This window comes from Citrobacter sp. C5_2 (assembly GCF_014596845.2).
GTDB classification, from domain to species: domain Bacteria; phylum Pseudomonadota; class Gammaproteobacteria; order Enterobacterales; family Enterobacteriaceae; genus Citrobacter; species Citrobacter werkmanii.
Window position 1 is genome coordinate 1,567,610 of the sequence record NZ_CP115032.1, and the last position, 13,421, is coordinate 1,581,030.

Annotated in this window: 13 protein-coding genes; 10 read left to right on the plus strand and 3 right to left on the minus strand. The window is 52.4% G+C overall.

The genetic code is table 11. The features are described from left to right. Nucleotides 1-58: 58 nt before the first annotated feature. Nucleotides 59-991, minus strand: a complete 933-nt coding sequence (locus tag ICA20_RS07535) for a formate/nitrite transporter family protein (RefSeq protein WP_110498802.1) — start codon at nt 989-991, stop codon at nt 59-61. 297 nt (nt 992-1,288) lie between these two features. Between ICA20_RS07535 and mlaA the strand changes: the two genes are divergently transcribed. Next, nucleotides 1,289-2,044, plus strand: a complete 756-nt coding sequence (gene mlaA, locus ICA20_RS07540) for a phospholipid-binding lipoprotein MlaA (protein WP_038642393.1) — start codon at nt 1,289-1,291, stop codon at nt 2,042-2,044. Between the two features lie 62 nt (nt 2,045-2,106). On the opposite strand, the gene fadL is transcribed toward mlaA, so the two are convergent. Next, complete coding sequence (gene fadL / locus ICA20_RS07545; protein ID WP_038642391.1) at nt 2,107-3,387, minus strand: long-chain fatty acid transporter FadL; 1,281 nt, start codon at nt 3,385-3,387, stop codon at nt 2,107-2,109. A gap of 371 nt (nt 3,388-3,758) precedes the next feature. Here fadL and ICA20_RS07550 point away from each other — a divergent pair, with 371 nt between their 5' ends. The 4 genes from ICA20_RS07550 (at nt 3,759) to sixA (ending at nt 8,372) form a co-directional block, all read left to right on the plus strand. Continuing rightward, nucleotides 3,759-4,043: a YfcZ/YiiS family protein gene (locus ICA20_RS07550; RefSeq protein ID WP_038642389.1), complete on the plus strand. Its 285-nt coding sequence runs from the start codon at nt 3,759-3,761 to the stop codon at nt 4,041-4,043. A 176-nt stretch (nt 4,044-4,219) separates the two neighbouring features. Further along, on the plus strand, nt 4,220-5,530 hold the full coding sequence (gene fadI / locus ICA20_RS07555; protein WP_038642387.1) for an acetyl-CoA C-acyltransferase FadI: 1,311 nt from the start codon (nt 4,220-4,222) through the stop codon (nt 5,528-5,530). After that, nucleotides 5,530-7,677, plus strand: coding sequence for a fatty acid oxidation complex subunit alpha FadJ (gene fadJ / locus ICA20_RS07560; protein ID WP_038642385.1), 2,148 nt, complete (start codon nt 5,530-5,532; stop codon nt 7,675-7,677). Before fadI ends, fadJ begins: the two co-directional genes overlap by 1 nt. A gap of 209 nt (nt 7,678-7,886) precedes the next feature. Further along, nucleotides 7,887-8,372 carry a phosphohistidine phosphatase SixA gene (sixA, locus tag ICA20_RS07565; RefSeq protein WP_038642383.1) on the plus strand — a complete coding sequence of 162 codons (486 nt, stop codon included), beginning with the start codon at nt 7,887-7,889 and terminating at the stop codon, nt 8,370-8,372. 74 nt (nt 8,373-8,446) lie between these two features. Here sixA and smrB read toward each other — a convergent pair whose 3' ends face one another. Beyond that, entirely contained in the window at nt 8,447-8,998 is a 552-nt protein-coding gene (gene smrB, locus ICA20_RS07570) for an endonuclease SmrB (protein ID WP_006683613.1), read from the minus strand. Nucleotides 8,999-9,164: 166 nt separating this feature from the next. Between smrB and prmB the strand changes: the two genes are divergently transcribed. From prmB to ICA20_RS07595, 5 genes are read left to right on the plus strand one after another with little or no spacing between them, the layout of a single operon-like run. Beyond that, nucleotides 9,165-10,097 (plus strand): 50S ribosomal protein L3 N(5)-glutamine methyltransferase, encoded by a 933-nt coding sequence (gene prmB / locus ICA20_RS07575; protein WP_038642381.1) that lies wholly within the window; start codon nt 9,165-9,167, stop codon nt 10,095-10,097. A 39-nt stretch (nt 10,098-10,136) separates the two neighbouring features. Continuing rightward, on the plus strand, nt 10,137-11,222 hold the full coding sequence (aroC, locus tag ICA20_RS07580) for a chorismate synthase (protein WP_038642369.1): 1,086 nt from the start codon (nt 10,137-10,139) through the stop codon (nt 11,220-11,222). A gap of 3 nt (nt 11,223-11,225) precedes the next feature. Next, the gene (gene mepA, locus ICA20_RS07585) at nt 11,226-12,050 is read left to right on the plus strand and encodes a penicillin-insensitive murein endopeptidase (RefSeq protein WP_038642368.1); all 825 of its coding nucleotides are present in this window, start codon (nt 11,226-11,228) and stop codon (nt 12,048-12,050) included. Next, nucleotides 12,050-12,859 carry a sulfite exporter TauE/SafE family protein gene (locus ICA20_RS07590; RefSeq protein WP_038642367.1) on the plus strand — a complete coding sequence of 270 codons (810 nt, stop codon included), beginning with the start codon at nt 12,050-12,052 and terminating at the stop codon, nt 12,857-12,859. Before mepA ends, ICA20_RS07590 begins: the two co-directional genes overlap by 1 nt. Next, nucleotides 12,859-13,407 carry an elongation factor P hydroxylase gene (locus ICA20_RS07595; protein WP_038642365.1) on the plus strand — a complete coding sequence of 183 codons (549 nt, stop codon included), beginning with the start codon at nt 12,859-12,861 and terminating at the stop codon, nt 13,405-13,407. The genes ICA20_RS07590 and ICA20_RS07595 overlap by 1 nt, the downstream gene beginning before the upstream one ends. Nucleotides 13,408-13,421 lie beyond the last annotated feature (14 nt).

Genomic DNA, 13,421 nt, shown 5'->3' on the forward strand with positions numbered 1-13,421 from the left:
GCGTTTTTTACCCTCAACGGTAAGTCTCAAGCCGCCTGACTGCTCAAACAGTCACCATTCAAGCCTGTTTTTTCTGGTTTTTCTGTTTCGATTCTTCGCGTTTTGCTTGCTGCCTGGCTTCTTCCTTGCGTTTGTTGCTCATATCATTGCGGATCTGCGCGTGGCTCATCAGCGCAAAGATAAACGTACCGCCGCAGATATTTCCGGCGAGTGTCGGTAACGCAAAGGGCCAGAAGAAATCACTCCAGTGCAGCGTACCATTAAAGACCAGATAGAGAATTTCCACCGAGCCGACGACGATATGCGTGGTATCGCCCAGCGCAATCAACCAGGTCATCAGAATAATGACCACAATCTTCGCCGCACCGGCCGCAGGGAACATCCAGACCATTGTAGCAATCAGCCAGCCAGAAATAATCGCGTTAGAAAACATTTCTGTTGGGCTGTTTTTCATCACGTCCATACCGATTTTGACAAAGGCGTCGCGGGTCTCTTCATCAAAAATCGGCATATATTCAAAGGCCCACGCCGCAATGCCGGTACCGATAATATTACCCAGTAAAACCACACCCCACAGGCGCATTAGCAGACCAAAATTGCCGAGGGTAGGGTTTTGCATAACCGGTAGTACGGCAGTGACGGTATTTTCGGTAAAAAGCTGTTGGCGGGCCATGATGACGATGATAAACCCGAAGGTATAACCAAGGTTCTCGAGTAGAAATCCACCTGGCACGCTTTCTAATTGCACGTGAAAAATCCCTTTTGCCAGTAACGAAGCGCCCATCGACAGCCCGGCAGCGATGGCCGACCACAGCAGCGCCATCGCATCGCGTTCCATCTCTTTCTCCCCATCCTGGCGGATATGTTCATGAATCGCCATGGCGCGCGAGGGGAGTCTGTCCTCATCGACCTCTATCTTTTTACCTTCTAACTTTTCATCACTTTCGACCTGGATTTCGTCGCTGTGCCGATCAATTTTTTCTTTCTCAATATCATTCATAGCCGAATCCTGCATAAGCACGTATTGCTAAAGCGTAGCGGTTTTTATCCGAAAATCAGCGGGAGAAAGTCTGAGATAGCAAAAATGGTAACGTTTGTTTTTATCGGGTTAGCTAAAATAGAACCGCCGCGTAGTGTGCATAACCAGGCTATGATCAAATCAGTAAGACCGGGTATATAGACATCGTTTGACGTGCTGTTACAATCGCTCACATCTTAACAGGCGGATACGTCATCGTTCCGTCATGGATGGCAATCAGCGATAGCCATATTACACAGGGAGACACTTATGAAGCTTCGCCTGTCGGCGCTTGCGCTGGGAACCACACTTTTGGTGGGGTGTGCGAGCTCCGGTACTGAACAGCAGGGGCGTTCGGATCCATTTGAAGGGTTCAACCGCACAATGTACAACTTTAACTTTAATGTGTTAGATCCCTATGTTGTTCGACCGGTAGCAGTAGCCTGGCGTGATTATGTCCCGCAGCCGGCGCGTAATGGTTTGAGCAACTTTACGGGCAACCTTGAAGAGCCGGCCGTCATGGTCAACTATTTCCTGCAAGGCGATCCTTATCAGGGGATGGTGCATTTTACCCGTTTCTTCCTGAACACCTTGTTGGGTATGGGCGGCTTTATCGATGTGGCGGGTATGGCGAATCCGAAGCTACAGCGCGTTGAACCACACCGCTTTGGCAGTACGTTAGGCCACTATGACGTGGGTTACGGACCGTATATGCAGCTTCCGTTCTACGGTAGCTTCACGCTGCGCGATGATGGTGGCGATATGGTGGATACGCTGTATCCGGTACTGTCCTGGCTGACCTGGCCGTTGTCGATAGGTAAATGGACAGTCGAAGGGATTGAAACCCGCGCACAGCTGCTTGATTCCGACGGTCTGCTGCGTCAGTCTTCCGATCCTTACATCATGGTACGTGAAGCCTACTTCCAGCGTCATGACTTCATCGCGAACGGCGGGAAACTTAAACCAGAAGAAAACCCGAACGCGAAAGCCATTCAGGATGATTTAAAAGATATTGATTCCGAGTAAGGAATTGAGGCAAATAAAAAGGTGAGCTAAAAAAGCTCACCTTTTTTAATGTCTGCAGAAAATCAGAATGCGTAGTTGAAGTTGGTACCGAACAGCCAGGCTTTACCTTCAGAGTCGAAAGTATACGGGCCTTCTTTGACGGTCACTTTCTGTCCGTGCATATAAGAAACACCAACATCAATAGATGCGTCATCATTGAATGCGTAAGTCGTACCCGCGCTCAGCCACAGGCGGTCCTGGTCTGGAATGGAGATGGAACGCTTGCTTGCAGGAACCGGGCTGTCGTCATAGGCGATACCGGTACGGAAGGTCCAGCTTTTATCCATATAGTAGGTCGTGCCCAGCGCGATGCGGTAAGAATCCTTAAAGCCTTCTTCTTTATAGAACAGTGTCTGGCCGTTGGTGCCGGTTGCTTTCAGCTCCTGGAACTGGCTCCAACTGGTATAAGCCATGCTGTAGTGAATAGCCCATTGCGGAGCGATACGGTTATAGCCCGACAGTTCCCACATTTCCGGCAGGTTCAGCGTCAAAGAACCCGGGACGGTGGCATTGGTTGTTCCCCATGGGAACGCGGTGCCTGCGCCAGGTAACGCATTGGCCTGGGAACGAATACCGCTTTTGTAATCACCATCGAAGTCGATTTTAACTTCAGAGCGGTAGGTCAAGCCGTAACGGTTATTTTTATCCAGCTCGTACAAAATACCGGCGTTCCAGCCGTAGCCCCATTCGTCACCCTTCAGGCTGGCGATCTTCTGGCTTACTTTCGGCAGTGCGGCGGTCTGCTCACCGGAATAACGCTCAATTTTTGCATCGGCGTAAACGGCATTAAAACCAACACCAAAGCTCCAGCTGTCATTCAGACGGTAGGCACCGCTCAGGTTAAGGTTGACCGTTTTAAGATCAGTCTTCCCACCGTACTCACCGACGATATAGCTGTCATTAAACTCGGTTGCCAGACCATAGTTTGAGGTGACAGAAGCCCCCCAACCAAACTGCTCGTTGATAGGCATCACGAAGTGAGCGTTGGGAACCCACGCTGTAGGGGCGATGTTATCTGCGTCGGTGCTACGTCCGGTGAATGGCGATTTACCGGAAATATTAACGTCTGGATCGATATACACCGCGCCCGCAGAAAAAGTGGGGCGATCGAACATCATAATCAGTGCCGGGTTACGACTGGCGTTACCTGCATCATCTGCAATAGCGCCTTCACCCGAATATGCCCGGCCAAGGCCAGAGGAAGAAAATTCGTTTAACTGAAAGCCTGCAGACCAGGCCTGTGTGGAGATAATTGCCACTGCGACTGCGAGAGCAGACTTTGTAAACAGGGTTTTCTGGCTCATGACCATAACCTCATAGATTTATTTTTATACAAACAATGTTACATACCGTAACAGGAGCGCGAAGTGTAGGGTCTGAGGTACGACATAGAAATCAGACCAGTGCCGAGAGTATAGGTCTGACCAGCTGAAATGTTGCAAGTATGTTTATAAATATTTTCAATTCTGATCTCGGAAACGCGATCCAGCTGGCAAAATTGCGGGTATGCGCACTCACCTGTTTGGGTGATTTTTGTTTTAGATCATTTTTAAGTGTGATTTCGGTCACTTATCGCATTTCATACAATTAACGACTGGAGAGGCGAAAGAGGGGAGCGTAAAATATCCCTATCGTTTATCTGGCACCTCAGGTGCGAATACAGAGGAAATCTACAATGAGCAAATGCAGTGCTGATGAAACCCCGGTTTGCTGCTGTATGGATGTTGGCACCATCATGGACAACTCCGATTGCACCGCGTCATACAGCCGTGTGTTCGCGAATCGCGCAGAGGCAGAAGAAACGCTGGCCGCTCTGACTGAAAAGGCGCGTGGCGTGGAATCTGAGCCTTGCCAAATCACCTCTACCTTTACCGAAGAATCAGATGGTGTGCGTCTGGATATTGACTTTGTTTTTGCTTGTGAAGCTGAAACGCTGATTTTCCAGTTGGGCCTGCGTTAATCCCTTCTCTTTATACCCTTGCTGCCTGGTAGCAAGGGTATTTTCGTAACAGTCAGTGATTATTCACTGTGTCTTAGCTCCCACTTTCTTTTCTCTCCGCTTGGCTAAATGTAAAAAATTGGTTAAGACTGTGATCAGGTCAGACCACTTATTTTTATTTTTTACAGGGGAGTGTTATGAGTCAGGCTTTACCGCTGGTTACCCGCCAGGGCGATCGCATCGCCATTGTAAGCGGATTGCGTACGCCATTTGCCCGTCAGGCAACCGCATTTCATGGCATTCCCGCCGTAGATTTGGGGAAAATGGTTGTTGGTGAACTGCTGGCGCGTAGCGAAATACCCGCTGATGTGATCGAGCAACTGGTCTTTGGCCAGGTGGTACAAATGCCTGAAGCCCCCAATATTGCTCGTGAAATCGTACTGGGAACCGGTATGAATGTGCACACGGATGCCTACAGCGTAAGCCGAGCCTGCGCTACCAGCTTCCAGGCAGTAGCGAATGTCGCGGAAAGCCTGATGGCGGGGACAATTCGCGCCGGAATTGCCGGCGGGGCGGACTCGTCGTCTGTCCTGCCGATTGGCGTCAGCAAAAAGCTGGCGCGCGTGCTGGTGGATGTCAATAAAGCCCGCACAACAGGGCAACGCCTGAAACTGTTTTCCCGGCTGCGTTTACGTGACCTGATGCCTGTCCCCCCCGCCGTCGCTGAATATTCCACCGGCTTGCGCATGGGGGATACGGCCGAGCAAATGGCGAAAACCTATGGCATTACGCGCGAGCAGCAGGACGCCCTGGCGCATCGTTCTCACCAACGTGCCGCTCAGGCATGGGCTGAAGGAAAGCTCGCCGATGAGGTGATGACCACCTACGCGCCACCGTTTAAAGATCCTCTTTCCGAAGATAACAATATTCGCGGCAACTCTACGCTGGCCGATTACGCCAAACTGCGTCCGGCGTTTGACCGAAAGCACGGCACCGTCACTGCGGCGAACAGTACCCCGCTGACGGACGGCGCAGCCGCCGTGATATTGATGACGGAGTCGCGTGCGAAAGAGCTGGGACTGGTGCCGCTGGGGTATTTACGCAGCTATGCTTTCACCGCAATTGATGTCTGGCAGGACATGCTGCTGGGACCGGCGTGGTCAACACCGCTTGCGCTGGAGCGAGCTGGACTGACGATGGCGGATTTAACCTTGATCGATATGCATGAAGCCTTTGCCGCACAAACGCTGGCGAATCTTCAGTTGCTGGGCAGCGAACGTTTTGCCCGCGAAGTGTTGGGTAGGGCACATGCCACTGGCGAGGTTGATGACAGTAAATTTAACGTGCTGGGTGGGTCTATTGCCTATGGACATCCTTTCGCTGCTACCGGTGCGCGAATGATCACGCAAACCCTCAATGAATTACGCCGGCGCGGCGGCGGCTTTGGTTTAGTCACCGCCTGTGCGGCAGGTGGTTTGGGTGCGGCAATGGTTCTGGAGGCGGAATAATGGAAATGACATCGGCTTTTACGCTAAACGTGCGTCTGGATAACATTGCTGTTGTCACTATTGATGTGCCCGGAGAGAAAATGAATACCCTGAAAGCGGAGTTTGCTTCTCAGGTTCGGGCCATCCTGAAACAAATTCGCGGCAGCAAAGCGCTGCGCGGTGTGGTGTTCATTTCAGCGAAACCCGATAACTTCATCGCCGGAGCAGATATCAACATGATTGGTAGCTGCCGCAGCGCGCAGGAAGCCGAAACGCTGGCCCGCCAGGGGCAGCAGATTATGGCGGAAATCCATGCGTTGCCGATCCCGGTTATCGCCGCGATTCATGGCGCATGTCTGGGCGGTGGCCTGGAGATGGCGCTGGCCTGCCATAATCGTATTTGTACCGATGATGCTAAAACCGTACTGGGTTTGCCGGAAGTCCAGCTTGGTCTGTTGCCCGGCTCCGGCGGCACGCAACGCTTGCCACGCCTTATTGGCGTCAGTACTGCGCTGGATATGATCCTCACAGGGAAACAATTGCGCGCAAAACAGGCGCTTAAAGTGGGGCTGGTGGATGAAGTCGTGCCGCTGTCCATTTTGCTGGAAGCTGCCGTTGAACTGGCTAAAAAAGAGAGTTCCTCACATCGGAGTCTGCCCGTACGTGAGCGGGTATTAGCGGGGCCGCTGGGGCGAGCGCTGCTATTCCGTATGGCCAGTAAAAAGACGGCGCAAAAAACGCAGGGAAATTATCCCGCGACGGAACGTATCCTTGAGGTCATTGAAACCGGCCTTGCCCAGGGAAGCAGTAGCGGTTATGACGCAGAAGCCCGCGCATTTGGGGAATTGGCGATGACACCCCAGTCTCAGGCGCTGCGGCACATCTTTTTTGCCAATACCGACGTGAAAAAGGATCCAGGTAGTGATGCAAAGTCCGGTCCGCTAAACAGTGTCGGCATTCTGGGTGGCGGTCTGATGGGCGGAGGTATCGCCTATGTGACGGCCTGTAAAGGTGGCTTGCCAGTACGTATCAAGGATATTACTGCTAAGGGAATCAACCACGCGCTGAAGTACAGTTGGGATCAGCTTGAAACGAAAGTTCGTCGCCGTCATATCAAAGCCAGCGAGCGCGATAAACAGTTGGCGTTGATTTCTGGATCTACCGATTATCGCGGTTTTGCGCATCGCGATCTGGTTATTGAAGCCGTGTTCGAAGATCTGGCGTTAAAACAAAAGATGGTGGCAGAAATTGAACAAAATTGCGCACCTCACACTATTTTTGCTTCCAACACCTCATCTTTACCAATTAGTGATATTGCGGCTAAGGCTGCCAGACCTGAACAAGTGATTGGTTTGCACTTTTTTAGCCCGGTGGAAAAAATGCCGCTGGTTGAGGTCATTCCGCATGCAACGACCTCTGAGCAAACTATTGCCACAACCGTCAAGTTGGCGAAAAAACAGGGTAAAACACCGATAGTCGTCAGAGATAAGGCCGGATTTTACGTTAACCGCATTTTAGCGCCTTACATCAATGAAGCTATACGCCTGTTAACCGAAGGCGAGCGGGTTGAAGCCATTGACGCCGCGCTGGTTAAGTTTGGTTTTCCGGTTGGGCCAATCCAACTTTTGGATGAGGTCGGAATTGATACGGGCACTAAAATTATACCTGTGCTTGAAGCGGCGTATGGAGAACGTTTTAGCGCGCCTGCAAATGTTGTTGCTTCAATTTTGAATGACGATCGCAAAGGTAGAAAAAATGGTCGTGGTTTCTATCTTTATGGGGCGAAAGGGCGTAAAAGCAAAAAACAGGTCGACCCTGCAATTTATACGCTTATTGGCGCTCAGGGCCAGGCTCGACTCACCGCCACGCAAATTGCTGAGCGGTGTGTCATGTTAATGCTCAATGAAGCAGCTCGCTGTTTCGACGAGAAGGTCGTCCGCAGCGCCCGTGATGGCGATATCGGCGCTGTATTTGGTATTGGTTTTCCGCCATTCCTCGGCGGCCCGTTCCGGTATATGGATTCCCTCGGCGCGGGTGAAGTAGTTGCGGTTCTGCAACGGCTATCAACACAATATGGCTCGCGGTTTACGCCGTGTGAGCAGTTATTGCTGATGGCGGAACGCGGTGAAAGATTCTGGAATAGTAGGGAAACTGACCTGAATTCATGAGGTCAAAGGTAGGATGAATCCGCACTGAATGTATGGCTCATGCTCAAAATGTAAACAGAGATTGACTATACTTACGCCGTTGAGGTAAAAAACAGCGTTTCATTCGGTGAATGGATAAGGCACAATGCCGGCCACCATATCGTTACCACGGTCAATAGGGGCCGTGATTAACTGGTGTTGGTGATTCTGGTTAACAAAAGCGGTGCAATATGCAAGTTTTTATCATGCGTCACGGCGACGCGGCCCTCGATGCCGCCAGTGATTCGGTTCGTCCTTTAACCTCTTGTGGTTGTGACGAATCTCGCCTGATGGCGAACTGGCTGAAAGGTCAAAAAGTGGATATCGAACGTGTTCTGGTGAGCCCGTTCCTGCGAGCCGAACAAACGCTGGATGTGGTGGGGGAATGCATGAACCTGCCAAGCGGCGTGGATGTTTTGCCGGAGCTGACTCCCTGCGGCGATGTTGGTCTGGTCAGCGCCTATTTACAGGCTCTGGCCAATGAAGGTATCACCACGGCGCTGGTGATTTCTCACTTACCTTTAGTGGGGTATCTGGTGTCTGAGCTTTGCCCAGGAGAAACTCCGCCGATGTTTACCACGTCAGCGATTGCCAGCGTTACGCTTGATGAAAGCGGAAAAGGGGTTTTCAACTGGCAGATGAGCCCGTGTAATCTCAAAATGGCGAAAGCGATATAAGTAGGCCGGATAAGGCACAACCGCCATCCGGAAAATAAAAGAGCCGCAAACGCGGCTCTTTCTGTTTTTCTGCATCAGGGAAGTTCTGGCGGCAGCCACTCTTCCACTTCAATCAGCACCAGCAGTGCGGCGTCGCCACCATACTCTTTCGGTGCCTGATGAAAGGCCATCACGTGCGGATGCTGTGCCAGCCAGAGAGGCGTTTGCTGTTTAAGAATATGCTTTCCGTGGCCATGCATAACGCAGGCGCAAAACACATGCTCACGACGACAGGCGGCGATCAGCGCGCCTAATTCCTGTTTGGCCTGTTGCTGGGTCAGTCCATGCAAATCAAGAAACAGCTCCGGGGAGTAGTCGCCACGGCGCATTTTCTTGAGTTCGAAATGGCTGACGTCGGCACGTAGATATCTTACCGGGCCGTCTGTGTTCAGCAACGGCTGAAATTCGTCAGAAAAATAGTGGCTGGCATCAGCCTGTTCCTGCAACAGCCTTTTAACCGGAACCTCGGTGATTTTTTTACGTAGCGGTCGGTGAACAATAGTGTCTTGCTTAATTTTACGCGTGCCGGTCATCAGCTGGCGAAACAGCGTCTGATCCTCCTCGCTGAGCGATGTTTTCTTTTTCATTCGAGAGTCTCATCTTTTATTTTCCGTTAGTTTAACCCGACTCGACGGGCATCCGATCGCTTAAAACGCAATTTTCGCGTTCAGGCCCGGTGTGGATGCTGATTTATCGCCGTCTTCGTGGCAAACTAGCCGCCGAAATTAATACGAGCATGCCCTGGAGGAATACGTGGATAAAATTTTCGTCGATGAAGCAGTGAGTGAACTGCATACCATTCAGGACATGTTGCGTTGGGCGGTCAGCCGTTTTAGCGCGGCGAATATCTGGTATGGCCATGGCACGGATAACCCATGGGACGAGGCCGTACAACTGGTGCTGCCGTCGCTCTATTTGCCGCTGGATATACCTGAAGATATGCGCACCGCGCGTCTGACCTCCAGCGAGCGCCATCGTATTGTTGAACGCGTGATTCGCCGCGTCAACGAGCGTATCCCGGTTGCTTATCTGACCAATAAAGCCTGGTTCTGCGGGCATGAGTTTTATGTTGACGAACGCGTGCTGGTTCCACGCTCACCGATTGGCGAACTGATCAATAATCGTTTTGCGGGCCTCATCAATGAGCAGCCGCAGCATATCCTCGATATGTGTACCGGCAGCGGCTGCATCGCTATTGCCTGCGCGTATGCTTTCCCGGAAGCCGAAGTGGATGCGGTGGATATTTCCACTGACGCGCTGGCGGTGACTGAGCACAATATTGAAGAACATGGTCTGATCCATCACGTGACGCCGATCCGTTCCGATCTGTTCCGCGATCTGCTGAAAGTGCAGTATGACCTGATTGTGACCAACCCGCCGTATGTCGATGCGGAAGATATGTCCGATCTGCCAAACGAATATCGTCATGAACCTGAGCTGGGTCTGGCGTCCGGTAGCGATGGGCTGAAACTGACTCGCCGCATTCTGGGGAACGCTCCAGATTACCTGGCAGATAACGGTATTCTGATTTGTGAAGTCGGAAACAGCATGGTACATCTGATAGAGCAATACCCGGATGTACCGTTTACCTGGCTGGAGTTTGACAACGGCGGTGACGGTGTATTCATGCTGACCAAAGAACAGTTAGTTGCTGCTCGCGAGCACTTCAGCATTTATAAAGACTAAATACACGCGCACAAACACAACACTCATAACGGAGCCGTGATGGCAGGAAACACAATTGGGCAACTCTTTCGCGTAACCACATTCGGCGAATCACACGGGCTGGCGCTCGGTTGTATTGTCGATGGTGTTCCGCCGGGCATTTCTCTGACAGAAGCTGACCTGCAGCACGATCTCGACAGACGTCGCCCAGGTACGTCGCGTTACACTACGCAGCGCCGTGAACCGGATCAGGTGAAAATCCTCTCTGGTGTGTTCGAAGGCGTGACCACCGGTACCAGCATTGGTCTGCTGATCGAAAATACCGATCAGCGTTCACAGGATTACAGCGCGATTAAGGATGTTTTTCGTCCTGGTCACGCCGACTATACCTATGAGCAAAAATACGGTCTGCGCGACTATCGTGGCGGTGGACGCTCATCCGCACGTGAAACAGCAATGCGCGTGGCGGCCGGGGCGATTGCCAAAAAATATCTGGCGGAAAAATTCGGCGTTGAAATTCGCGGCTGTCTGACGCAGATGGGCGATATCCCGCTGGAGATTAAAGACTGGTCTCAGGTAGAGCTTAACCCGTTCTTTTGCCCGGACCCGGATAAAATTGAGGCGCTCGATGAACTGATGCGCGGCCTGAAAAAAGAGGGCGACTCCATCGGAGCAAAGGTCAGCGTGGTGGCAAGCGGCGTACCTGCGGGTCTCGGTGAACCTGTATTTGACCGCCTGGATGCCGACATTGCCCATGCGCTGATGAGCATTAACGCCGTTAAGGGCGTAGAGATTGGCGACGGGTTTGACGTTGTCGCGCTGCGCGGCAGCCAAAACCGTGATGAAATCACCAAAGACGGTTTCCAGAGTAACCATGCGGGCGGCATTCTGGGCGGGATCAGCAGCGGGCAGCAAATTGTTGCACATATGGCGCTGAAACCGACGTCCAGTATTACCGTTCCTGGACGCACGATTAACCGCTTTGGCGAAGAAGTCGACATGATCACCAAAGGACGCCACGATCCGTGCGTTGGGATCCGCGCCGTGCCGATCGCAGAAGCAATGCTGGCGATCGTATTAATGGATCACCTGCTGCGTCAGCGGGCGCAAAACGCGGACGTGAAGACTGACATTCCACGCTGGTAAGACATGAAAAAAACGGCACTTGCGGCGCTGGCTCTCTTTGCCAGCACTGCCTGCCTGGCGGCGACGCCCTGGCAGAAAATTACCCATCCGGTGGCGGGCAGCCCGCAGTCTATCGGCGCATTCGCCAATGGCTGTATTGTTGGCGCCGAGACGCTGCCTGTACAGTCTGAACACTATCAGGTGATGCGCACCGATCAGCGACGTTATTTTGGTCATCCGGATCTGGTGATGTTTATCCAGCGTCTGAGTAATCAGGCGAATAATCTGGGGCTGGGCACGGTGTTAATCGGCGATATGGGTATGCCGGCCGGTGGGCGGTTCAATGGCGGTCACGCCAGCCACCAGACGGGACTGGATGTCGATATTTTCCTGCAGTTGCCGAAAACGCGCTGGACCCAGTCACAACTGCTGCGTCCTCAGGCGTTAGATCTGGTCTCACGGGATGGCAAACATGTCGTGCCGTCGCTGTGGAAGCCGGAGATTTTCAGCCTGATTAGGCTGGCGGCAAAAGATAATGAAGTCACGCGCATTTTTGTGAATCCGGCGATTAAGCAGCAACTGTGTCTGGATGCAGGGACCGACAGGGACTGGTTGCGTAAAGTTCGACCGTGGTTCCAGCATCGTGCGCATATGCACGTACGATTACGTTGTCCTGCTGACAGCCTTGAATGCGAAGATCAACCGTTGCCTCCTCCAGGCGATGGCTGTGGCGCGGAGCTGCAAAGCTGGTTCGAACCTCCTAAACCTGGAACCACCAAGCCTGAGAAGAAGACACCGCCGCCGTTGCCGCCTTCCTGCCAGGCGCTACTGGATGAGCATGTACTCTAATGGATCATTTTGTCTCTCTGTTTATGGTGTCGCCACTGCTGTTAGGTGTGCTTTTTTTTGTGGCAATGCTGGCAGGTTTTATTGACTCTCTGGCCGGAGGCGGCGGTTTACTCACCATCCCGGCATTGATGGCGGCCGGAATGCCGCCCGCGCAAGCGTTGGCCACCAATAAGCTACAGGCCTGCGGGGGATCGATCTCTTCCTCGATCTATTTTATTCGCCGGGGCGTGGTTAATCTGGCGGATCAGAAGCTCAACATCTTCATGACTTTTGTCGGTTCCATGAGCGGCGCGTTGTTGGTCCAGCATGTGCAGTCCGACATATTACGCCAGATCCTGCCGGTGCTGGTTATCTGTATTGGCCTCTACTTTCTGTTGATGCCCAGAGTGGGCGAAGAAGACCGGCAGCGTCGGCTGCACGGTTTGCCTTTCGCGCTGGTGGCCGGGGGCTGCGTTGGGTTTTACGATGGTTTTTTTGGCCCGGCGGCGGGATCGTTCTACGCGCTGGCTTTTGTCATGCTGTGCGGCTATAACCTGGCAAAATCGACGGCCCACGCCAAAGTATTAAATGCCACCTCGAATATCGGTGGACTGTTGCTGTTTGCCCTCGGCGGCAAAGTGATTTGGGCGACCGGGTTTGTGATGCTCATTGGCCAGTTCATTGGCGCACGGATGGGATCGCGACTGGTGCTCAGCAAAGGACAAAAACTCATTCGGCCAATGATCGTCATTGTCTCCGCCGTGATGAGCGCCAAGCTACTTTACGATAATCATGGACAGGAGATTCTCCACTGGCTGGGGATGAACTAATGAATAACACCCATCACTACGAACAGTTAATTGAGATTTTTAACGGCTGCTTTGCCGATGAATTTAATACCCGTCTGATTAAAGGTGATGACGAACCGATCTATCTTCCTGCTGATGCGGAAGTACCGTATCACCGTATCGTTTTTGCGCATGGTTATTACGCCAGCGCGTTACATGAAATTTCGCACTGGTGTATTGCGGGTAAAGCGCGTCGTGAACTGGTTGACTTTGGTTACTGGTACTGCCCGGACGGACGCGACGCGAACACGCAATGCCAGTTTGAAGATGTGGAAGTGAAGCCGCAGGCGTTTGACTGGCTGTTTTGCATGGCGGCGGGCTATCCGTTTAACGTCAGTTGCGACAATCTGAACGGCGACTTTGAACCGGATCGCGTGGTATTCCAGCGTCGTGTTCATGCCCAGGTGATGGAATATCTGGAAAAGGGGATCCCGGAGCGTCCAGCGCGCTTTATTAACGCGTTACAGAATTATTATCACACGCCTGAACTTAAGGCGGAACAATTCCCGTGGCCCGAAGCGCTCAACTGAAGCCGCCGCCACGT

What these genes read in the sequence shown, in the direction of transcription:
- fadL (WP_038642391.1), bottom strand. Translation starts at nt 3,387, where the DNA reads ATGAGCCAGAAAACCCTGTTTACAAAGTCTGCTCTCGCAGTCGCAGTG.
- mepA (WP_038642368.1), top strand. Translation starts at nt 11,226, where the DNA reads ATGAAAAAAACGGCACTTGCGGCGCTGGCTCTCTTTGCCAGCACTGCC.
- mlaA (WP_038642393.1), top strand. Translation starts at nt 1,289, where the DNA reads ATGAAGCTTCGCCTGTCGGCGCTTGCGCTGGGAACCACACTTTTGGTG.
- ICA20_RS07595 (WP_038642365.1), top strand. Translation starts at nt 12,859, where the DNA reads ATGAATAACACCCATCACTACGAACAGTTAATTGAGATTTTTAACGGC.
- ICA20_RS07590 (WP_038642367.1), top strand. Translation starts at nt 12,050, where the DNA reads ATGGATCATTTTGTCTCTCTGTTTATGGTGTCGCCACTGCTGTTAGGT.
- ICA20_RS07550 (WP_038642389.1), top strand. Translation starts at nt 3,759, where the DNA reads ATGAGCAAATGCAGTGCTGATGAAACCCCGGTTTGCTGCTGTATGGAT.
- sixA (WP_038642383.1), top strand. Translation starts at nt 7,887, where the DNA reads ATGCAAGTTTTTATCATGCGTCACGGCGACGCGGCCCTCGATGCCGCC.
- fadJ (WP_038642385.1), top strand. Translation starts at nt 5,530, where the DNA reads ATGGAAATGACATCGGCTTTTACGCTAAACGTGCGTCTGGATAACATT.
- aroC (WP_038642369.1), top strand. Translation starts at nt 10,137, where the DNA reads ATGGCAGGAAACACAATTGGGCAACTCTTTCGCGTAACCACATTCGGC.
- smrB (WP_006683613.1), bottom strand. Translation starts at nt 8,998, where the DNA reads ATGAAAAAGAAAACATCGCTCAGCGAGGAGGATCAGACGCTGTTTCGC.
- fadI (WP_038642387.1), top strand. Translation starts at nt 4,220, where the DNA reads ATGAGTCAGGCTTTACCGCTGGTTACCCGCCAGGGCGATCGCATCGCC.